Origin of the sequence: Psychroserpens sp. NJDZ02, assembly GCF_004843725.1 — a bacterium.
GTDB lineage: Bacteria > Bacteroidota > Bacteroidia > Flavobacteriales > Flavobacteriaceae > Olleya.
The window spans coordinates 1,665,282-1,688,215 of the sequence record NZ_CP039451.1; the positions used below are offsets into that span (position 1 = coordinate 1,665,282).

The following is a 22,934-nucleotide window of genomic DNA, read 5'->3' on the forward strand; positions in this document are numbered from 1 at the left end:
ATATATTACTTTTAAGGCATAATTAAGCAATTTTTGTACCTTAAAATAAATAATAGATGGAAAAGATAGAGCATATAGGTATTGCAGTTAAAAATTTAGAGGAATCTAATACACTTTTTGCGAAGCTTTTTGGTATACCACATTATAAAGTCGAATCTGTAGAAAGTGAAGGGGTCAATACGTCTTTTTTTAAAGTAGGTCCAAATAAGATCGAATTATTAGAAGCAACTACTCCAGAAAGTCCAATTGCGAAGTTTTTAGAGAAGAAAGGTGAAGGGGTTCATCATATTGCTTTTGCTGTTACAGATATAAAAAAAGAAATTTTACGATTAAAATCAGAAGGTTTTATTGTGCTTAATGAAACACCTAAAAAGGGAGCAGACAATAAGTTAGTCGCTTTTTTACACCCCAAATCTTCCAACGGTGTGCTAATAGAGTTGTGTCAAGAGATTAAGTAATTTAAAAAAGTCTTGCAAGACTTTAAAATAAGTAGTAATATTGCAATCCGATTTCGGGTCCTATAACTCAGTTGGTTAGAGTATCTGACTCATAATCAGAAAGTCCATGGTTCGAGCCCATGTGGGACCACCATCAAAACCGATTCATTAATTTGAATCGGTTTTTTTGTTTTATATATGTTAAAGAGTTTCTTCCATTCATTTTTAATGTTTTGTTTTACATACCAAATAATTATTCTAATTAATTAAGCGTCAGGTAATATTCAATTAGAATTAAACACTAGTTATCATATGTATCTTAAAAATATCAAGTCCGTTTTTCTTTTATTACTAGTATTTCTATCATCTTTTTTGTGCACTTCTCAGAATATTAAAAAGCTACTAAAAAAAGGTAGTATTGAAGATAAAGTGTTTAAATCCACATTTAAATATGAGCCTTACGGTAATTCTATTTTTGTAAAGGTGTTAATCAAAGATAAGGAGTATCGTTTATTATTTGATACTGGCGCAGTTACTGCAATTTCACCTAGAATGGTGGAAGAATTAAACTTAGAGATTGTAGGTAAAGAAGATGTTTATGATTTAGGAAATACCTCTAAAAATTTGAATTTTGTTAAAATAGATACTATAAATTTTAATGGAATTAATTTTTTTGATACTGGAGCAGCTGTGCTTGATATTGAAGCGGTAAAAGATTTTAAGTGCACAGGAATAGATGGTTTTTTGGGTGCTAATTTTATGCGAAATGCTGTTTGGGAAATAGATATGGTAAAGCACGAGATTACATTTACAAATACTATTGACGCGATTAGTATTCCAGAGGCTGCGCCTTACACTAAAATCTTTATTGGTTACGACGCGACACCTGCAATCACAGCTTATTTAGGTGACGAAAAATTGTATAGTACTATCATAGATTACGGTTATGGTGGTGGTATTTCTCTTTTTTCGTACGATTTTAAAAAGTTAAGAGACGAAAACCCTGATATTAAATATATAAAATCTAATGGCGGAAGTACTGTGGCTGGAGTGTATGGTGATCTTAAAATGTCTACGACTTATAAAGCAATAGTTGATAATTTTAAAACAGGAGATTTTAAAGCGCCAAGTACCCTGATGTCTTTTGGCCAATTTGGATCAAGGACTATTGGTGCAGGGTTTTTAAAAAATTACAGAGTGGTTTTAAGTTGGAAAGATCGTAAAGCATGGTTTATTGAAAATAAGGTAGCAGATGACCAAGTTATATTTAGTGGTCATGGTTACGGAATTAGACTTGAAAATGAATCCATTTTTATCAGTTCGATTTCTGAAAATTCAGAAGCAGAAGAAAAAGGCCTTAAAATTGATGATAAAATTTTGAGTGTAAACGATTTAGATTTTACTAATGTTACAGATAAAAAATGGTGTGAGATTCTAAGTACTAATCGTCCTGATAAGTTAACAATTGTTATCCAAAGAGATACAAAGCAATTAACTGTAGCGCTAGATAAAAAGGTTTTATTAAGCAATTAATTCCTTTCTTTTATTGTCTTCAAGAGCAGCATCCACTTTTTTAAATTATTTAAATAAAATTAAGCACCTTGGGTGTCATAATATTTTAGTATTAAAACGCTGATTATCAATTATTTGAATTAATATTTTGTAACCTGAATTTAGTCGTCGTTTTAAAAACAGACTAGCCATAAAATGTCAAACCTCTACTTTAGATTATTATTTAAATAGAAGTAGACCATAAATGGAATTAAACAAATACAGTAAAACAGTCACTCAAGATCCAACGCAGCCCGCTGCTCAAGCTATGTTGCACGCTATTGGATTAACAAAAGAAGATTTTTTTAAGCCAATCATTGGTATTGCAAGCACAGGTTACGAAGGTAATCCTTGTAATATGCATTTAAATGATTTGGCAAAATTGACAAAACAAGGGACTAAAAACGAAGACATTATTGGTCTTATTTTTAATACTATCGGTGTTAGTGACGGTATCTCTATGGGGACACCAGGCATGCGCTACTCGTTACCATCTCGTGATATTATTGCAGATTCTATGGAAACGGTGGTACAAGCCATGAGTTATGATGGCTTAATTACGGTAGTAGGTTGCGATAAGAATATGCCGGGTGCATTAATTGCAATGATTAGATTAAATCGTCCTAGTATTTTAGTGTATGGTGGTACAATAGATTCTGGTTGCCATAACGGACAAAAACTAGATGTCGTTTCTGCTTTTGAAGCTTGGGGAAGCAAGGTTGCTGGAACCATGGAAGAAACAGAATACCAAAGCATTGTTGAAAAAGCATGTCCAGGAGCAGGAGCTTGTGGTGGTATGTACACCGCAAATACAATGGCTTCAGCTATTGAGGCTTTAGGGATGACCTTGCCTTTTAACTCGTCTAACCCAGCATTAAGTGACGCTAAAAAAACAGAATCTGTAAAAGCGGGAGAAGCGATGCGTGTGTTGTTAGAGAAAGACATTAAGCCATCAGATATTATTACACGTAAATCTCTTGAAAATGCGGTTAGATTAGTCACTATTTTAGGAGGTTCTACAAATGCAGTGCTTCACTTTTTAGCAATTGCAAGAGCTGCAGATATTGATTTCACTTTAAAAGATTTTCAAAAAATAAGCGATACCACACCATTTTTAGCAGATTTAAAACCTAGCGGAAAATATTTAATGGAGGATGTGCACGCTGTTGGCGGAATTCCAGCAGTGTTAAAATACCTTTTAAAGAAAGGTTTAATTCATGGGGATTGTTTAACCGTTACAGGAAAAACAATTGCAGAAAACTTATTAGATGTTGCGGACTTGAAAGAAGGTCAAGATGTTATAAGACCAATCGAGAAACCTATTAAAATCTCTGGGCATTTAAGAATGCTTTACGGTAATCTGGCAACGGAGGGAAGTGTTGCTAAAATTACAGGTAAAGAAGGCTTAAGTTTTATTGGTAAAGCCAAAGTTTTTGAAGGCGAATATGCTGCAAATGATGGCATAAGAGATGGATTAGTAGAAAAAGGGGATGTGGTCGTCATAAGATACGAAGGCCCAAAAGGAGGTCCAGGAATGCCAGAAATGTTAAAGCCAACTGCTGCAATTATGGGAGCAGGTTTGGGTAAAGATGTCGCGCTAATTACAGATGGACGTTTCTCTGGGGGAACGCATGGTTTTGTTGTTGGACATATTACTCCTGAAGCACAGGAAGGTGGGACTATTGCTTTTGTAAAAGATGGCGATATGATTACTATCGATGCCGAAACAAACAGTATTGTTTTGGAAGTGTCTGAAGAGGAATTACAAAAAAGAAGACAATCATGGAAAGCGCCAGATTTAAAATTTAAAAGAGGGGTGTTATATAAATATGCTAAAACTGTATCATCTGCATCAAAAGGATGTGTTACTGACGAGTTTTAAAATCACTAAATTATAATTATTAAAGTTAATGTCACTCTGAGCGCAGTCGAAGAGTCTCTCTATAGAAAAATATAATAATCCTAACAAGATTAATATGGATACAAAAACAATAAAAAAAGAAACAAACACAACGCAAACTACAGAGCGTATTTCTGGTAGCGAAGCGGTTATCAGGTGTTTGTTAGCCGAAGGGGTTGATATCCTTTACGGTTATCCTGGAGGAGCAATTATGCCTGTCTATGACGAACTTTATAAGTATCAGGACAAAATTCATCATGTACTAACACGTCATGAGCAGGGGGCAACACATTCGGCACAAGGTTATGCGCGTATTTCTGGTAAAGTTGGTGTTGCAATAGCAACGTCAGGACCAGGAGCTACAAACTTAATTACAGGTATCGCAGATGCACAAATAGATAGCACGCCAATGGTCTGTATTACAGGTCAAGTGGCTTCGCATTTATTGGGTAGTGATGCGTTTCAGGAGACGGATATCGTCGGTATTTCTACGCCGGTCACCAAATGGAATTGCCAGGTTACTAAAGCTTCTCAGATTCCGGAAGCAATGGCTAAAGCCTTTTATATTGCTAGAAGCGGACGTCCAGGACCTGTTTTAATAGATATTACAAAGGACGCTCAGTTTGAAGAGTTCGATTTTAAATACGAAAAATGTAAAGGGGTCAGAAGTTATATTCCGATTCCAAAATTAGACCAGACTTCAGTTCAGGCTGCTGCAAAATTAATTAATGCAGCAAAAAAGCCAATGATTGTTTGGGGGCAAGGTGTTATTTTAGGTGAGGCTGAAGCCGAATTTAAAGCTGTAGTCGAAAAAGCAGGAATCCCTTCTTCTTGGACTATTTTGGGAGCAGGAGCAATTCCAACTTCTCATCCTTTAAATATTGGTATGGTTGGTATGCATGGTAATTATGCGCCAAATGTATTAACTAACGACTGCGATGTGTTAATTGCAATCGGTATGCGTTTTGACGATCGTGTTACTGGAAGTTTATCCACGTACGCTAAACAGGCAAAAGTGATTCATTTTGATATTGATCCAGCCGAAATAGATAAAAATGTAAAAACAGATGTGGCTGTTTTAGGTGATTCTAAAGAAAGTTTAGCCGCCTTATTGCCACTTTTAGAAGAAAAAACATATCCAGAATGGCATCAAAAATTCAAGGATTTATATGCTATCGAATATGAAAAAGTCATAAAGCACGATTTACATCCTACAAAGGAAGGGTTGACAATGGCTGAGGTATTAAAAGAAATTAATATCCAGACCAAAGGTGATGCAGCTATTGTAACAGATGTTGGGCAACACCAAATGATCGCTTGTCGTTATGCTAACTTCAATAAAACGAGAAGTAACATTACATCTGGTGGTTTAGGGACAATGGGCTTTGGTCTGCCTGCTGCAATTGGAGCAAAAATGGCAGCTCCAGATCGTGAGGTCATTTCTATTTCTGGAGATGGTGGTTATCAAATGACTATTCAAGAATTAGGTACCATTTTTCAGCAAAAAGCAGGCGTTAAAATCGTGGTTTTAAATAATGAGTTTTTGGGTATGGTTAGGCAATGGCAAGAGATGTTTTTTGATAGGCGCTATGCATCTACCGAAATGACAAATCCAGATTTTGTTGCTATAGCAAAAGGTTATTTTATTCCAGCAGAGAAAGTAACAAAACGTGAAGACTTAAAGGACGCTGTGGCTAAAATGATAAACACAGATGGCCCTTATTTTTTAGAGGTTTGTGTAGAAAAAGAAGGTAAAGTGTTCCCGATGATACCAACAGGAGCATCAGTTTCAGAAGTAAGACTAGAATAATATGAGCGCAGAAAAACAATTATATACAGTATCTGTTTATACTGAAAACAATATAGGGTTGTTGAATAGAATTTCAGCAATATTCCAAAGAAGACATATTAATATAGAGAGCTTAAATACGTCGCCGTCAGAAATTGAAAGTGTGTCTAGATTTACGATTGTAATAAATATGACTGAAGATAATATTAAAAAAATTATAGGTCAGATAGAAAAGCAAGTCGAGGTTATTAAGGCTTATTATCACACAGAAGACGAGATTATTTATCAAGAGTCTTGCATCTTTAAAATGAGATCAGCTTTGTTATTTGATGAGCGTCAAATTCAGAATATTATTAAAGAAAGTAACGCAAGAATTGTGACAGTAAATCGTGAGTTTTTTGTGATTGAAAAATCAGGACGTAAGGAAGAAATCGAATTATTACATAGAGAGTTAAGTGCTTTTGGGATTATGCAATTTACACGTTCAGGACGTATTGCAGTATCTAAAGAAGAAATGAAAATATCAACAATGCTAGAAGCTTTTCAAGCATAAGCAACAAAAAAAATAACACAATGTCAAATTACTTTAACACATTATCATTAAGAAATCAATTAGATCAATTAGGTAAATGTAGATTCATGGATGCTTCAGAGTTTGAAGATGGTGTAAATGCATTAAAAGGAAAAAAAATTGTAATTGTTGGTTGTGGTGCACAAGGTTTAAACCAAGGTTTAAACATGAGAGATTCTGGTTTAGATATTTCGTATACATTAAGACAGGTTGCGATTGATGAGCAGCGTGAGTCTTTTAAAAACGCTAATTCTAACGGATTTACTGTTGGGACTTATGACGAGTTGATTCCTACTGCAGATTTAGTATTGAATTTAACACCAGATAAGCAACACACAAACGTGGTAAAAGCGGTAATGCCTTTAATGAAAAAAGGCGCAACATTAAGCTATTCTCATGGATTTAATATTGTTGAAGAAGGCACAAAAGTAAGAGCGGATATCACCGTAATTATGGTTGCTCCAAAGTGTCCAGGGACAGAAGTTAGAGAAGAGTATAAACGTGGTTTTGGTGTGCCAACATTAATTGCTGTGCATCCAGAAAACGACCCAGAAAATAAAGGTTGGGCGCAAGCAAAAGCCTATGCTGCTGCAACTGGTGGTCATCGTGCAGGAGTGTTGGAATCGTCTTTTGTTGCTGAGGTGAAAAGTGATTTAATGGGAGAGCAAACTATTTTATGTGGTTTACTTCAAACAGGAGCAATTTTGTCATTCGATAAAATGGTTGCAGAAGGTATTGAGCCTGGTTATGCTGGAAAATTAATTCAGTTTGGTTGGGAAACTATTACGGAAGCCTTAAAACATGGTGGAATTACAAATATGATGGATCGTTTATCTAATCCAGCAAAAATTAAAGCGTATCAATTATCTGAAGAATTAAAAGATATCATGCGTCCGTTATTCGAAAAACACATGGACGATATTATCTCTGGTCATTTTTCAGAAACAATGATGGAAGATTGGGCAAATGATGACGTAAATCTTTTAAAATGGAGAGCTGCAACTGGCGAAACTGCTTTTGAGAAAACAGCATTAACTCCGGATCATATTTCTGAGCAAGAGTATTTTGATCACGGGACATTATTAGTCGCATTTGTAAAGTCTGGTGTAGAACTGGCTTACGAAACTATGGTAAGTGCGGGAATTATTGAAGACTCTGCTTATTACGAGTCGCTTCACGAGTTACCATTAATAGCGAATACAATTGCTAGAAAAAAATTATTTGAAATGAACAGAGTCATTTCTGATACAGCAGAATATGGGTGTTATTTATTTGACCATGCTTGTAAACCGTTATTAACAGATTTTATGAAAACGGTTGAAACAGATATAATTGGTAAATCATTTTCTGCAACAACAGGGGTTGATAATATCGAATTAATAGCAGTAAACGATGCGATTAGAAATCATCCAATCGAAGCAGTCGGAAAACGATTAAGAGCTGCAATGACAGCAATGAAAATTATAAAATCTGATGTTAAGACGGAAGCATCAGTTTTAGCATAATAGCTAATTAGCTTGTCACACTGAGCGCAGTCGAAGTGTTTCATTTATAACATAAAAATATTGTCATCCTGAACTTGATTCAGGATCTCATCAAAAAATGGAAGAAACCAAAACAACATACAGGCCCACTTTAGAAGCTGTTGAGGCTGCTGCCGAAAAATTAAGAGGCGTTGCTACCGTAACGCCTTTAATTTCAAACATGCGATATTCAAAGCAATTTGAAGCAAATATCATGTTTAAACGCGAAGACTTACAGCAAGTACGTTCCTATAAAATTAGAGGCGCTTATAATAAAATGTCGTCTTTAACTGAAGCAGAAGCTGAAAAAGGAATTGTATGTGCAAGTGCAGGAAACCATGCGCAAGGTGTGGCGTTATCTTGTAAATTGTTAAAAATAAAAGGGACTATTTTTATGCCGTCTCCAACACCAAATCAAAAGGTGGAACAGGTTAAAATGTTCGGAGAAGATTATATAGAGGTAGTATTAGTGGGCGATACGTTTGATGATGCGTATCATGCTGCAATGGAGGATTGCGAACGTTTAAACAAAGCGTTTATTCATCCGTTTAATGATAAAAAAGTGATTGAAGGTCAAGCAACGGTTGGTCTAGAGATTATAGATCAAACGGAGTTTCATCCAATAGATTACGTTTTTGTGCCTATTGGAGGTGGTGGTTTATCTTCAGGCTTATCGTCTGTTTTTAAGTTATTATCACCACACACAAAAATTATAGGTGTGGAGCCAAAAGGGGCACCTTCCATGTTAACGTCAATAAGAAATAATACAAACACCGAGTTAGATGAGATCGATAGTTTTGTCGATGGTGCAGCGGTCAAGCGTGTTGGTGATTTAAATTTTGCTATTTGTAAAGAGACATTACATCGTGTGGTTACTGTAGATGAAGGTAAGATTTGCCAAACCATTTTAGATTTATACAATAAAGAAGCGATTGTAGCAGAGCCTGCAGGGGTTTTAAGTTTATCTGCTTTAGAATATTTTAAAGAAGAAATTAAAGGTAAAAATGTAGTTTGTGTTATTAGCGGAAGTAATAACGATATTACACGGACTGCCGAAATCAAAGAGCGCGCGCTATTGTATGCTGATTTAAAGCACTATTTTATTGTTAAGTTTCCGCAACGTTCAGGAGCATTAAGAGATTTTGTTGTTGATATTTTGGGTGATACAGATGATATTACTCATTTTGAATACACTAAAAAAGCTAATCGTGAAAATGATGTTGCTGTAGTTGGAATTGAGTTAAAATCTCCAAACGACCTAGAGCCCTTGATTACAAAAATGAAACGGCACAATTTTTATGGAGATTATCTAAATGATAAGCCGGATTTATTTCAGTTTTTAGTCTAATATTTTAGTTTTAAAAATGAATTATGTTTTTGCTAAAACGTTTTAGTAATGAGTTATAAATATTTAAAAGTTTAAATACGTGATAATTCACTAAATCTTTTATTTATAATTGGTTACGTGGGTTTTTTGTTTGAAATTAGCTTTATAATATTTTAATATTTCACAAATGAAAACACCTTTTTTAAATATTCCAGAAGCCTTTCAAATTACAAATCAAACTAATCAAGACACGTATTTGGTTGGAGGAGAATTAATACCTTGGAGTGGAGAAACGTCACAGGTATTTTCATCAATTTCTTCTACCGCAGATTATAAGCCTACTTTACTAGGAAGTATTCCAACTTTAGGAGAAAAAGAAGCTTTAGAGGCTTTGGACGCTGCGTGTGTTGCTTATAATAAAGGTCAAGGTTTATGGCCAACCATGAAAGTAGTGGATCGTATTGCATGTATGGAGAAATTTGTGTTGCAAATGAAAACCAAACGTGACGAAGTCGTGAAGTTACTAATGTGGGAAATTGGTAAAAGTTTACCGGATTCGGAAAAAGAATTTGATAGAACGGTTGAATACATTTATGATACTATTGAAGATTATAAACAAATGGACCGCGATAGTGCTAAATTTGAAAAAAATGCAGGTGTAAATGCTCATATTCGTCGTGGACCTTTAGGCGTGGTATTGTGTTTAGGGCCTTATAATTATCCTTTAAATGAAACGTTTGCACTATTGATTCCGGCTTTAATTATGGGTAATACAACCATTTTTAAACCAGCAAAACATGGTGTTTTATTAATTTCACCTTTACTAGAAGCGTTTCAAACTAGTTTTCCAAAAGGAGTTGTTAATATTATTTATGGAAGAGGACGTACTGTGGCTTCTCCAATTATGGAATCTGGAAAAGTTGATGTATTGGCTTTGATAGGAAATAGTACTTCTGCAAATGCATTACAAAATCAGCACCCAAAAAGTAATAGACTACGTTTGGTTTTAGGTTTAGAAGCAAAAAATCCTGCAATTGTTTTAAAAGATGCTGATTTAGATTTGGCGATAGACGAGTGTATCGCGGGGTCAACTTCTTTTAATGGGCAGCGATGTACAGCGTTAAAAGTGCTGTATGTACATCAAGATATTGTAGAAGAATTCAATAAGCGCTTTTCAGCAAAAGTAGACGCGCTTAAATTTGGTAACCCATGGGAAGATGGAGCTAAACTAACGCCATTACCTGAGCCTGGGAAACCAGCATATATTCAAGAGTTAATAGATGATGCTACTTCTAAAGGCGCAAAAATTATTAATGCAAAAGGAGGAGAGACGACAGAGAATTATATTTTTCCAGCAGTTTTGTATCCTGTGTCTAAAGACATGCGCGTATTTCAAGAGGAGCAATTTGGACCAGTAATTCCAGTCGTTCCTTTTACAGATATTGAACAACCTTTAGATGATATGGCTGCCTCTAATTATGGACAACAAGTTAGTTTGTTTGGTCAGGATGTAAAGACACTAGCACCCTTAATTGATACGTTAGTAAATTTAGTGTGTCGTGTCAATTTAAACAGTTCTTGTCAACGTGGGCCAGATGTGTATCCGTTTACAGGGCGTAAAGATTCCGCAGTAGCAACATTAAGTGTACATGATGCCTTGCGTTCTTTTTCGATACGGACGTTTGTAGCTTCAAAAGACAACGAGTATAACAATGCTATTTTAAAAGAATTGTTAGATTCTAGAGCATCAAACTTTGTAAGTACAGATTATATTTTATAGTTTTTAAAGTTGAAAAGCCTAATAATGAGATTTATATAATTATTGGGCTTTAAAATTAAGATTTCATAAAAAATTGGACTAATTGAATATTTTACTAGTTTGTATTAAATTAATTTATAGATTTACAACATGTTTACATTACTAAATAAAAACGAAAGACCCACAAGTTTGCTATTACGCAGACGACGTCGCTAATACGCATACTTCAAGCTTTTAGTTAATAGTTTTTATTTTTTTTTCAGACAGTGAACAATCCAACACAAATAGTTTCTTTTTTAAATACAGTTATTAGAAATAATAACAGGATAACCCTACGTCCTATTTTCTGTCGTCGCCCTTAGGGTGTACTTCTATTTATAGAACTAAGGTGAGTCCGGTTCTGCTTTCAAAAACAAAAATTATTACATTTTTTAATTTAAAATTCAATTACAATGGAAATTGTTATTGCTGATAAATCGCATAGTATTTACGCAGATATTATTTGTAACACTATTGCTGATGCTGCTCAAGTTAGAGGGACAGGTATTGCAAAACGCAAGCCGGAATATGTTATTACTAAAATGGAAAATGGTAATGCTGTTATTGCTTTAGAGGGCGATAAATTTGCAGGCTTTTGTTATATCGAACAATGGGGTCATGGCAAATTTGTAGCTAATTCTGGATTAATTGTACATCCAGATTTTAGAAACATTGGCTTAGCTAAGCAGATCAAACATAAAATATTTGTGCATTCTAGAACCAAGTTTCCGGATGCTAAAGTATTTAGTATTACTACAGGTTTAGCGGTTATGAAAATGAATAGCGATTTAGGCTATAAACCAGTGACGTTTTCAGAATTAACAGACGATCAATCCTTTTGGAATGGTTGTCAGACCTGCAAAAACTTTGATGTTTTAACTAGGACAGAACAAAAAATGTGCTTGTGTACAGGGATGTTGTATGATCCTTCTAAAAAGGAAGCAATAAAACCAGTAGCAAATAATCATGATAAAAAAGTATGGACCAGATTGAAAAATATTAAGCAATCTATGTTCTTAAAAAAAGAAAAGAATGAAAAAAGCGAATAAATCCTATAATGCTTTCTCTTTGGGAAAGATGTCAGAGAGTGACAAAAAGGGGAAATTAGTCATAGCATATAGTGGTGGATTAGATACATCCTATTGTGCAGTAAGTTTAAGTAAAGCAGGTTACGATGTGCATGCGGTAAGCGTAAATACGGGTGGTTTTTCTGATGAAGAAATTAAAACTATCGAAGCTAATGCCTATAAAATGGGTGTGTCAACCTATAAAAATATTGACGCAATTGCATCGTATTATGATAAAGTGATTAAGTATTTAATCTTCGGAAATGTTTTGAAGAACAATACCTATCCGTTATCTGTTAGTGCAGAACGTATTATTCAAGCAATCGAAATTATCGAATATGCTAAAAGTATTGATGCCGAATATATCGCACACGGAAGCACGGGAGCTGGAAATGATCAAGTACGTTTTGATATGATTTTTCAAACGTTAGCGCCACATATTAAAATCATCACGCCAATTAGAGACGGAAGTTTAAGCAGACAACAAGAAATTGATTACTTAAAAGAAAACGGTATCGAAGCTTCTTGGGAAAAGGCAAAATATTCTGTTAATAAAGGACTTTGGGGAACCAGTGTTGGTGGAGAAGAAACATTAACATCAGAAAAGCCATTACCAGAAAGTGCTTATCCTTCACAATTAAAGCATGCAGAGGATGAAAAAGTGACATTAACCTTTTTAAAAGGCGAATTGGTTGCTGTAAACGGAATTGAAAACGCATCAGACGTAAATATTGAAGTCTTAAACAACTTGGCGTCAGGGTATGCTATTGGAAGAGATATTCACGTTGGAGATACAATAGTTGGTATTAAAGGTCGTGTTGGTTTTGAGGCTGCAGGAGCTTTGGTGATTATTAAAGCGCATCATTTATTAGAAAAGCATACGTTGACCAAATGGCAATTACAACACAAGGATTATATGTCAAATTTCTACGGAATGCATTTGCATGAAGGGCAATATTTAGATCCTGTAATGCGTGACATGGAAGCCTTTTTGCAAAGCAGCCAAGGCAAAGTGTCGGGAGATGTTTTTGTAACCTTAAAACCATACCATTTTACCGTAGACGGAATTAGCTCTAAACATGATTTAATGAATGCAAAGTTTGGAAGTTATGGCGAAGAAAATAAAGGGTGGACTGCTGAGGAGGCTAAAGGCTTTATCAAAATAGTTGGTAATCAAAATAAGATTTATCAACAAGTAAATAATTAATTGAATGAGACCTGTTAGGTTTTTGAAACCTAACAGGTCTGAAGTCAGTTGAACTAAAAGATTCCCGTTTTCTAGGGAAATAGATATGAAAAAATTAGAAATAGGAATCATTGGAGGTGCAGGTTATACAGCTGGAGAACTTATTAGATTGTTGTTAAATCATCCAAAAGCAAACATCAATTTTATTTACAGTACGTCAAATGCTGGTAACAAAATATCTAAAGTACACCAAGATTTAATTGGTAGTACAGATTTAGAGTTTTCAAGTCAAATTAACTCAGAAGTAGAGGTGCTGTTTTTGTGTTTAGGTCACGGAAATTCTAAAGGGTTTTTAGAGAAAAATTCATTTTCTGCTGAAACTAAAATTATTGATTTGAGTAATGATTTCAGGTTAACTAAAGATGCCATTTTTGAAGGCAAAACGTTTATTTATGGTTTACCGGAATTAAATAAAGAAGCGATTAAAAAAGCGAATTACATTGCAAATCCAGGGTGTTTTGCATCTGCGATTCAGTTGGCATTATTGCCTTTAGCTAAAGCTGAAGTATTGCAAAACGATGTACATATTAATGCGGTTACAGGAGCGACAGGCGCAGGGACATCGTTATCAGCAACCACACATTTTACGTGGCGAGATAATAACTTTTCGCATTATAAGGCTTTTACGCATCAACATTTAGGAGAGATTAATCAATCGGTGAAACTGTTGCAATCTAATTTTAATTCGGAGATCAACTTTATGCCAAATCGAGGTGATTTTTCAAGAGGAATTTTTGCGACCATGTACACTAGGTTTAAAGGAAACTTGGAAGACGCAAAAGCATTGTATAACGCGTTTTATAAAGATACTGCTTTTACTGTGGTTTCGGATGATGAGATTCACTTAAAACAAGTAATAAACACCAATAAGTGTATTCTTCATTTACATAAACATGAAGACAAATTATTGGTGACAAGTATCATTGATAATTTATTAAAAGGTGCTTCGGGACAAGCTGTTCAAAACATGAACTTAATGTTTGGTTTTGATGAAACAGAAGGTTTAAAACTGAAAGCAACTTATTTTTAAAAGTACTGCAGCTGCGTTAGCGGTTGAAGTGGCATCCTTTTTTGACGTCAGTTCGAGTGAATTTGTGAAGCATGAGCAAATTTTTATCGAGAACAAGGCAAAAAAGATATAACGGAAGACGCGACCCTTGTGGTAACGCCCAAACAAAAAAATCGAACAAATGAAAATAGCAATTATAGGAACAGGAAACTTAGGAAAGTCTATCGCAAAAGGTTTGATTACCAACAATGCGATTACTAGTTTGTATTTAACCAAACGGAATTTGGATGAGATTCAAGAATTTGATGGTTATAAAAATGTGCATTTAACAACGGATAATACCGAAGCTGTAAAACAATCTGATATCATCATTTTTGCGGTGCAACCAGCACATTTTGAGCAAATATTGAATGACATTAAGCCAGAATTAACAGAGAAACACGTCTTGATTTCGACCATTACAGGTTTTCTGATTCCTAAAATTGAAGCACAAGTTGGTGCCGATAAATTTATCATTCGTGCGATGCCAAATACAGCAATTGCAGTTGGTAAATCCATGACGTGTTTGTGCAGTAATGTGCAAGGCGAAAAACGCATTAAAATCGCTGAGGCTATTTTTAACCGCTTAGGACATTCTTTAAGTATTCCGGAAAGTCAAATGCAAGCAGCAACTGTGGTTTGCGCAAGTGGTGTGGCGTTTTGGATGCGTCTAATTAGAGCAACAACGCAGGCTGCTATTCAGTTAGGTTTTGATGCTAAAGAAGCGCAAGAATTAGCGATGTATACTAGTGAAGGTGCTGCAAGTTTATTGATTACCAATGGGAATCATCCGGAAGAGGAAATAGATAGGGTAACGACTCCAAAAGGGTGTACGATTGAAGGTTTGAATGAGATGGAGCACAAAGGGTTGAGTTCGTCTTTAATACAAGGTATGATTGCCTCGTTTAACAAGATTAGTAACATTAAAGAAGAGCAGATATGAGTTTATTTAATGTGTATCCATTATTTGATATCACACCAGTAAAGGCTGAAGATATCTTTGTTTTTGATAAAAATAACACCAAATATTTAGATTTATATGGTGGACATGCTGTGATTTCTATTGGGCATTCTCATCCAAAATATGTGACTGCCATTTCTGATCAAGTTGCTAAATTAGGGTTTTATAGTAATTCGATTCAAAATCCATTACAAGTGCAATTAGCCGATAAATTAGGGCAATTATCAGGTTGTAAAGATTACGAGTTGTTTTTATGTAATTCTGGAGCAGAAGCTAACGAAAATGCTTTAAAATTAGCATCCTTCCATAACGGAAAGAAAAAGGTAATTGCTTTTAAAAATGGCTTTCATGGTCGTACTTCTGCAGCAGTAGCGGCAACCGATAACGCGAAGATTATCGCGCCAATTAATGCACAGCAAGAGGTTGAAATTCTAGAATTAGGAGACTTAAAAGGTGTAGAAAAAGCATTGGCTAAAAATGATGTTTGCGCTGTAATTATCGAGTGTATTCAAGGTGTTGGGGGATTGGATGAAAGTACAGCGGAATTCTACGAAGGCTTGGATGAATTATGCAAAAAATACAATACGTGTTTTATTGCAGATGAGGTGCAATCTGGTTTTGGAAGAACTGGCGATTTCTTTGCATTTCAGAAATATAATGTGACGCCTGATATTATTTCGATTGCCAAAGGTATGGGGAATGGGTTTCCGATTGGTGGGATTTTAATTCATCCAAATATTAAAGCCTCTTTTGGTTTGTTAGGAACCACTTTTGGTGGGAATCACTTGGCATGTGTGGCGTCTTCTACTGTTTTGGAAGTGATTGAAGAAGAAAACTTAATGCAAAATGCTAAAGATATCTCAGCTTATTTTGTTGAGAAAGCAAAAGAAATTTCGGCAATTAAAAACATAAAAGGACGCGGTTTAATGTTAGGATTGGAATTTGATTTTCCGATTGCTGAACTACGTAAGGCACTAATTTTTGATCATAAGATATTTACAGGAAGCGCGAAGAATCCTAATTTATTACGAATTCTTCCGCCTTTAACGATAAAGAAAGAACATGTCGATTTGTTTTTTGAGGCTTTAAAAAGTGAGTTGCAAGGCTAGCTTGAGCAACGTCATTCTGAACTAGTTTTAGAATCACATAATAATGGGAAGCTGAACTGAATTCAGCTTGACGAGAGCGGTGAATACTTGAGGGGAGTTCCTTTAAAATATGAGTTTTATTGAGCATTAATAAGTTAGGAAAACAGAGTTAAATAGCAACGTCATTCTGAACTAGTTTCAGAATCACATAGCAGTGAGAATTAAAGTCATTCAGCAAGACGGGAATAATAAATACATGAAAAATTACACAAAAATAAAAGACATATCAAATCTTCAAGAAACCATAAAGGACGCGATTTTACTAAAAAAGAATCCTTTTAAATTCGAAGATTTAGGAAAACATAAAACATTGGTCATGCTGTTTTTTAATTCCAGTTTACGTACGCGATTAAGCACAGAAAAAGCAGCAAAAAACCTAGGTATGGATGTGATGATTTTAAATGTTAATGACGCATGGAGCTTAGAGTTTGAAGATGGCACAATTATGAATGCAAACACATCGGAACATATTAAAGAAGCAGCACAGGTGATTTCGCAATATGGAGATGTGATTGCTGTGAGAGCATTCCCGAGTTTAACAGATAAGACAAAGGATGAAAGTGAGTTTGTGATGAACAGCTTTGTAAAATACGCAACAGTACCAATTGTAAATATGGAGAGTGCAACAGCGCACCCTTTACAAGCATTGGCAGATGCAATTACTATTACTGAATTATCTAAAAATACGAAACCTAAAGTAATATTGTCTTGGGCACCACATCCAAAAGCATTGCCACAAGCAGTTGCCAATTCGTTTGTAGAAATGATGCAAAATATGGATGTAGATTTAACCATTACACATCCTGAAGGTTATGAATTAAGCGAAACAATCACGAAAAACACACCAATAAATCACAATCAGGAAGAGGCTTTGAAAGGTGCTGATTTTGTGTATGTTAAAAACTGGAGTAATTATAAAAACTACGGAAAAGTACTGAGTCAAGACAAGAATTGGATGATGACAAAAGCGAAGTTGGGTAATGCAAAATTTATGCATTGTTTGCCTGTAAGACGTAACGTGGTTGTGGAAGATGCGGTTTTGGATGGCGAGCAATCAGTGGTTATTCAGCAAGCAAACAATAGGACTTTTGCTGCGCAAATTGTGTTGAAGCAGATTTTGGAAGAATTGTAAACGCCATTGCGAATGAGGAACGATTGAAGCAATCTTTTAATTGAAACATATGACTTCGTCATGCTGAATTAATTTCAGTATCACACAAGAAGCTAATAATGAGGAGTTGAAACAAGTTCAACTTGACGGAAGTGGTTTTAAAGAAATAAACAAGTTATGGTCAATCCGTCACGTCATATTGAATTCATTTGAGTATCACACGAGTAGCTAATAATGAGAAGCTGAAACAAGTTCAGCTTGACGGAAGTGGTTATAAATAAGAAAAGAGGTTATGTCAATACGCCACGTCATACTGAATTCATTTCAGTATCACACAAAAAGCTACTAATGAGAAGCTGAAACAAGTTCAGCTTGACGACTGAAGATTTAAAGTAGGTAATTAGCTAATGTTACCCCGTTACGTCATGCTGAATTCATTTCAGTGTCACAAAAAGCTAATAATGAGAAGCTGAAACAAGTTCAGCTTGACGACTGTGGTTTTAAAGTAGGTAACAAGTTAATGTTAATCCGTCACGTCATACTGAATTCATTTCAGTATCACATCAAAAGAAGAATACGTATGAAAACACTAAAAATCATAAAAATTGGAGGAAACATCATTGATGATGATAATGCTTTGCAGCAATTCCTAAAAGCATTCGCGACTATAGATACTCCTAAAATTTTAGTGCATGGAGGTGGGAAATTAGCAACAAAATTAGCGCAACAAATGCAAGTTGAGGTTAAAATGATTGACGGAAGACGCGTAACCGATCAAGTGACTTTAGATATTATTACAATGGTATATGCTGGAAAAATCAATAAAACTATAGTCGCACAATTACAAGCCAATAATTGTAATGCTATTGGTTTTTCAGGAGCGGATGGTAACACGATAGTTTCAGATTTAAGACCATCAAAACCTATTGATTATGGTTTTGCAGGAGATGTTAAACACGTAAATACTGAAACGTTAGAAATTCTTTTAAACAATGCGATTACACCTGTGTTTTGCGCCATTACACATGATAAAAACGGACAATTATTAAACACAAATGCAGATACGATTGCTTCCGAATTAGCAATAGGTTTTGCAACAAAATATAAAACTGAATTATATTATTGCTTCGAAAAAAATGGTGTTTTAGAAGATGTAAATAATGACGATTCTATTATCCAAAACATTAACACTAAAACCTATCAACCGTTAATTGAAAAGGGTATTATTTATGAAGGCATGTTGCCAAAATTAAATAACTGTTTTCATGCTGTAAATAATCAAGTTCGAAAAGTTTGTATTGGTAAATCAGAAATGCTTTTCGATAAATATAATAAACATACAACGATTTCAAAATGATAGAAAAACTAACAACAAGAGCAATTGCTTTATTAAAACAATTGATAGAAACGCAGTCGTTTTCTTCGGAAGAAGGTCCAACAGCAGCGCATATTGAGCAATGGTTTGCGCAACAGGATATTCCTTTTAAAAGAACCAATCATAATGTTTGGGCAACCAATAAGCATTTTGACGAGAGCAAACCAACGCTATTGCTAAACTCGCATCATGATACGGTAAAACCCAATAATGGTTACACTAAAGATCCATTTAAAGCTATTGTTGAAGACGGAAAATTATATGGTTTAGGTAGTAATGATGCTGGAGGTTGTTTGGTGAGTTTGTTGGCAACGTTTGCTTATTTCTATGATAAAAAAGGCCTAAATTATAATTTGGTAATTGTCGCTTCCGCAGAAGAGGAAAGTAGCGGAGAAAATGGGTTAAATAGTATGTTGTCAGTCATTCCAAAAGTGGATGTTGCTATTGTTGGAGAGCCGACTTTAATGAATTTGGCTGTTGCCGAAAAAGGCTTAGTCGTGTTTGATGCAATCGTAAAAGGAACGCCAAGTCATGCTGCGCATCCAAATCACGATAATGCTATTTATAAAACAATTCCGGTATTAGAATGGTTTAAAAATTACACGTTTGATAAGACGTCGGAAGCTTTGGGAGAGGTAAAGTTGACCGTTACACAAATCAACGCAGGAAAGCAGCATAATGCAGTTCCTGCGGATGTGAAATTGGTGGTTGATGTGCGTGTAAATGATAAATATTCTAACCAAGACATTGTCAATATTTTACAAAAGGAAGCGCCTTGTGATAGTATTATTCCGCGTAGTATAAAATTAAATTCGTCATCCATTCCAATCGATCATCCATTGGTAATTGCAGGAATAGAAATTGGTAGAAACACTTATGGTTCGCCAACATTATCTGATCAAGCGGTGTTGAGTTGTCCGTCTTTAAAATTAGGGCCTGGAGATAGCACGCGATCACATTCTGCTGACGAGTTTATTTACTTGAATGAGATTGAAGAAGGGATTAAAATATATATTGAATTATTAGAAAAAGTACTGTAGAAAAAGCGAAACGTCATTGCGAACATAGTGAAGCAATCTCATGGTTAAGGAACAGATTGCTTCGTCATTCTTCCTCGCAATGACAATAAAAAATCAAATTATGAAACTCTGGGACAAAGGAATAAGTATCGATAAAAAAATAGAGCAATTTACTGTTGGAAACGATAGAGAAATTGACTTACATATTGCAAAGTACGATGTGCAAGCATCTTTAGCGCATGCAATAATGTTGGAGTCTATTGGCATTATTTCTTCGGAAGAATTGCAACAGCTTAAAAATGGTTTACACGCTATTGCGGAAACTATAGAAAACGGAATCTTCGTTATTGAAGCGTCCTTTGAAGATGTACATTCTAAAATTGAATATGAGCTGACAAAAACCTTAGGGGATGTCGGGAAGAAAATCCATACAGCACGTTCTAGAAACGATCAGGTTTTGGTGGCGCTTCAGTTATATTATAAAGACAATTTAAAGGAAATCAATCAGAAAACAAAAACGTTTTTTGATACCCTTTTAGGTTTGGCTGAAACGCATAAAGAATCTTTGCTTCCTGGTTATACGCATTTACAAGTGGCAATGCCATCTTCATTTGGGTTGTGGTTTTCTGCATATGCTGAGGTTTTAATTGATGATGTATACTTGTTAAATGCAGCCTTGAAGACCGTAGATCAAAATCCGTTAGGTTCTGCTGCTGGTTACGGAAGTTCGTTTCCTATTGATAGAGAATTAACCACAAAAGAATTAAACTTTTCAACTTTAAAATACAATGTGGTTGCAGCACAAATGAGTAGGGGAAAAAGCGAACGAACAATCGCTTTAGCTTTAGGTAGTGTGTGTAATACTTTGGCGCGTTTTGCAATGGATATTTGCGTGTATAATAGTCAGAATTTTGGCTTTATTGCTTTTCCTGATGAGTTAACGACTGGAAGCAGTATTATGCCACATAAAAAGAATCCTGATGTGTTTGAATTAATTAGAGGGAAAGCCAATAAGATTCAAGCATTGCATACCGAAATGGTGTTGATTACTAATAATTTACCGAGTGGTTATCATAGAGATTTTCAGTTATTAAAGGAAAATATTATTGCAGCAATTGAAGATGTGAAAGACTTGTTAGATATTTTTAATTACGCCATTCAGCAAGTTATTGTAAAAGATATTGACTTGAATGATGCTAAGTATCAATATCTATTTACGGTAGATAATATCAATACTTTGGTTGTAGGAGGTATGCCTTTTAGAGAAGCGTATCAAAAAATTGGAGGCGAAGTTGAAAGCGGAACTTATGTACCAGATACGTCAAAGCAACACACGCATGTTGGTAGTATTGGTAATTTGTGTTTGGATGGGATTCGTGGGAAGTATCCTGAGTAGTGTTAATTGCGTCATTGCGAGGAACGAAGCAATCTTTTGATTGTATTTAAGTATTGTTTTCTATTGTTTTGTTTCAGTTAAATTGATTACTTCGTCGTACCTCCTCGCAATGACGTGTTGTGTGTCATTGCGAGGAGCGAAGCAATCTTCTTAATTGAGTTTAGTAGTTTGCTTTTTTAGCTTAAGCGACTTTCAATATATTAAACACGAGGCAAATCGCTATCATCCTTTAAGGGTAAACACGATTCTCCCATTAAATAGGTGTCAATATGATGTGCAGCTTGTCTTCCTTCAGAAATAGCCCAAACAATCAGCGATTGTCCACGACGCATATCTCCAGCTGCAAAAACGCCAGGGATATTTGTTTTGTAATCTTTTGTTGTGGCTTCAATATTGGTTCTAAAATCCATTTTTAAACCAAACTGATCAGCTAAAGTTTTTTCAGCGCCTGTAAATCCAAGTGCTAATAATGCGATGTCGCATTTCCATTCTTTTTCAGTATTTGGGACTTCTTTAAGTTGTGGTCGTTCTCCTGGAGTAAAAAGCCATTCGACTTCAACCGTTTTTAAGCCTGTTAAGTTTCCTTTTTTATCGCCAATAAATGCTTTAGTAGAAATGCTAAAAAAACGCTCGACTCCTTCTTGGTGCGATGAGGTTGTTTTTAACTTCATAGGCCAGTAAGGCCAAGGTTGATTTGCTGGACGACCTTCGGAAGGTTTGCTTAAAATCTCAAAATTAGTCACAGAGGTTGCGCCATGACGATTAGACGTTCCTATACAATCACTTCCTGTATCTCCACCACCAATTACGATAATGTCTTTTCCTTTAGCAGAAATCACGTCTTTAAAATCTACTAAACCATCCACGTATTGATTATTTAGTTTTAAGAAATCCATCGCTTGAGTTACGCCTTTTAAGTCTGATCCAGGTATAGGAATACTTCGTCTTACGGTTGCACCTCCACATAACACAACAGCGTCAAAGTCGTCTTTAAGTTGGTTGGCATCTATGTTTTTACCAACATGTGCATTGGTTTTAAAAATAATTCCTTCTTCTTCTAAAACAGCAACACGTCTGTCAATCACGGTTTTTTCCATTTTAAAATCTGGAATGCCGTAACGTAATAAGCCTCCTACTTTTTCGTCACGTTCAAAAACAGTAACAGTGTGTCCTGCGCGATTTAATTGTTGCGCAGCAGCTAATCCCGCTGGTCCAGAGCCAATAACAGCAACTGTTTTTTCGGTTCTTACTTTTGGTGGCTGTGCGGTAATCCAACCTTCTTGAAAGGCGGTTTCTACTATGTTTTTTTCAATATTTTCTATAGTTACTGGGTCTTCATTAATACCAAGTACGCAAGCTTCTTCACAAGGTGCTGGGCATAAACGTCCTGTAAACTCTGGGAAGTTGTTGGTTTTGTGTAAAATTTCAGCAGCTTCTTTCCATTTTCCTTTGTAAACTTTATCGTTAAAATCTGGAATTAAATTCCCAAGCGGACAACCACTATGGCAAAACGGAATTCCGCAATCCATACAACGTGCGCCTTGATCTTTCAAATGATCTTCTGGTAACGGAACCGTAAATTCTTTGTAATTTTCTATGCGTTTTTCTGGCGCTATATAACTTTCGTTTTCACGCTTAAACTCTAAAAATCCTGTTATCTTTCCCAT

The 22,934-nt window shown here is 35.3% G+C and carries 18 protein-coding genes and 1 tRNA gene; 18 read left to right on the forward strand and 1 reads right to left on the reverse strand.

Features of this window, described 5'->3' with window-relative positions; genetic code table 11:
- Nucleotides 1–56: 56 nt before the first annotated feature.
- From mce to argH, 18 genes are all read left to right on the forward strand, one after another.
- A complete protein-coding gene (gene mce, locus E9099_RS07260) occupies nucleotides 57–458 on the forward strand; it encodes a methylmalonyl-CoA epimerase (protein WP_136583007.1) in 402 nt (133 codons plus the stop codon).
- 56 nt (nucleotides 459–514) lie between these two features.
- Nucleotides 515–591, forward strand: a tRNA-Ile gene (locus E9099_RS07265).
- Nucleotides 592–749: 158 nt separating this feature from the next.
- Nucleotides 750–1,970 (forward strand): aspartyl protease family protein, encoded by a 1,221-nt coding sequence (locus E9099_RS07270; protein WP_136583008.1) that lies wholly within the window; start codon nucleotides 750–752, stop codon nucleotides 1,968–1,970.
- A 223-nt stretch (nucleotides 1,971–2,193) separates the two neighbouring features.
- On the forward strand, nucleotides 2,194–3,870 hold the full coding sequence (gene ilvD, locus E9099_RS07275; protein WP_136583009.1) for a dihydroxy-acid dehydratase: 1,677 nt from the start codon (nucleotides 2,194–2,196) through the stop codon (nucleotides 3,868–3,870).
- Nucleotides 3,871–3,964: 94 nt separating this feature from the next.
- Nucleotides 3,965–5,698, forward strand: coding sequence for a biosynthetic-type acetolactate synthase large subunit (ilvB, locus tag E9099_RS07280; protein WP_136583010.1), 1,734 nt, complete (start codon nucleotides 3,965–3,967; stop codon nucleotides 5,696–5,698).
- Nucleotide 5,699: 1 nt separating this feature from the next.
- On the forward strand, nucleotides 5,700–6,230 hold the full coding sequence (gene ilvN / locus E9099_RS07285; RefSeq protein WP_136583011.1) for an acetolactate synthase small subunit: 531 nt from the start codon (nucleotides 5,700–5,702) through the stop codon (nucleotides 6,228–6,230).
- A 20-nt stretch (nucleotides 6,231–6,250) separates the two neighbouring features.
- Nucleotides 6,251–7,753, forward strand: coding sequence for a ketol-acid reductoisomerase (gene ilvC / locus E9099_RS07290; RefSeq protein ID WP_136583012.1), 1,503 nt, complete (start codon nucleotides 6,251–6,253; stop codon nucleotides 7,751–7,753).
- Between the two features lie 97 nt (nucleotides 7,754–7,850).
- Nucleotides 7,851–9,119, forward strand: coding sequence for a threonine ammonia-lyase IlvA (ilvA, locus tag E9099_RS07295; protein WP_136583013.1), 1,269 nt, complete (start codon nucleotides 7,851–7,853; stop codon nucleotides 9,117–9,119).
- A 166-nt stretch (nucleotides 9,120–9,285) separates the two neighbouring features.
- A complete protein-coding gene (locus E9099_RS07300; protein WP_136583014.1) occupies nucleotides 9,286–10,878 on the forward strand; it encodes an NADP-dependent glyceraldehyde-3-phosphate dehydrogenase in 1,593 nt (530 codons plus the stop codon).
- 431 nt (nucleotides 10,879–11,309) lie between these two features.
- Nucleotides 11,310–11,945: a GNAT family N-acetyltransferase gene (locus E9099_RS07305; RefSeq protein ID WP_136583015.1), complete on the forward strand. Its 636-nt coding sequence runs from the start codon at nucleotides 11,310–11,312 to the stop codon at nucleotides 11,943–11,945.
- 28 nt (nucleotides 11,946–11,973) lie between these two features.
- Nucleotides 11,974–13,170, forward strand: a complete 1,197-nt coding sequence (locus E9099_RS07310) for an argininosuccinate synthase (RefSeq protein WP_136585154.1) — start codon at nucleotides 11,974–11,976, stop codon at nucleotides 13,168–13,170.
- 85 nt (nucleotides 13,171–13,255) lie between these two features.
- A complete protein-coding gene (argC, locus tag E9099_RS07315) occupies nucleotides 13,256–14,239 on the forward strand; it encodes an N-acetyl-gamma-glutamyl-phosphate reductase (protein WP_136583016.1) in 984 nt (327 codons plus the stop codon).
- A 160-nt stretch (nucleotides 14,240–14,399) separates the two neighbouring features.
- Nucleotides 14,400–15,200, forward strand: coding sequence for a pyrroline-5-carboxylate reductase (gene proC / locus E9099_RS07320; protein ID WP_136583017.1), 801 nt, complete (start codon nucleotides 14,400–14,402; stop codon nucleotides 15,198–15,200).
- The gene (locus E9099_RS07325; protein ID WP_136583018.1) at nucleotides 15,197–16,327 is read left to right on the forward strand and encodes an aspartate aminotransferase family protein; all 1,131 of its coding nucleotides are present in this window, start codon (nucleotides 15,197–15,199) and stop codon (nucleotides 16,325–16,327) included. Before proC ends, E9099_RS07325 begins: the two co-directional genes overlap by 4 nt.
- Before the next feature lie 235 nt (nucleotides 16,328–16,562).
- Nucleotides 16,563–17,498, forward strand: coding sequence for an N-acetylornithine carbamoyltransferase (locus E9099_RS07330; protein WP_136583019.1), 936 nt, complete (start codon nucleotides 16,563–16,565; stop codon nucleotides 17,496–17,498).
- Nucleotides 17,499–18,057: 559 nt separating this feature from the next.
- A complete protein-coding gene (gene argB, locus E9099_RS07335; RefSeq protein ID WP_205961029.1) occupies nucleotides 18,058–18,834 on the forward strand; it encodes an acetylglutamate kinase in 777 nt (258 codons plus the stop codon).
- Nucleotides 18,831–19,892 (forward strand): M20 family metallo-hydrolase, encoded by a 1,062-nt coding sequence (locus tag E9099_RS07340; protein WP_136583020.1) that lies wholly within the window; start codon nucleotides 18,831–18,833, stop codon nucleotides 19,890–19,892. The genes argB and E9099_RS07340 overlap by 4 nt, the downstream gene beginning before the upstream one ends.
- Before the next feature lie 100 nt (nucleotides 19,893–19,992).
- Nucleotides 19,993–21,267, forward strand: coding sequence for an argininosuccinate lyase (gene argH, locus E9099_RS07345; protein WP_136583021.1), 1,275 nt, complete (start codon nucleotides 19,993–19,995; stop codon nucleotides 21,265–21,267).
- A 200-nt stretch (nucleotides 21,268–21,467) separates the two neighbouring features.
- Here argH and E9099_RS07350 read toward each other — a convergent pair whose 3' ends face one another.
- Nucleotides 21,468–22,934, reverse strand: a complete 1,467-nt coding sequence (locus E9099_RS07350; RefSeq protein WP_136583022.1) for a glutamate synthase subunit beta — start codon at nucleotides 22,932–22,934, stop codon at nucleotides 21,468–21,470.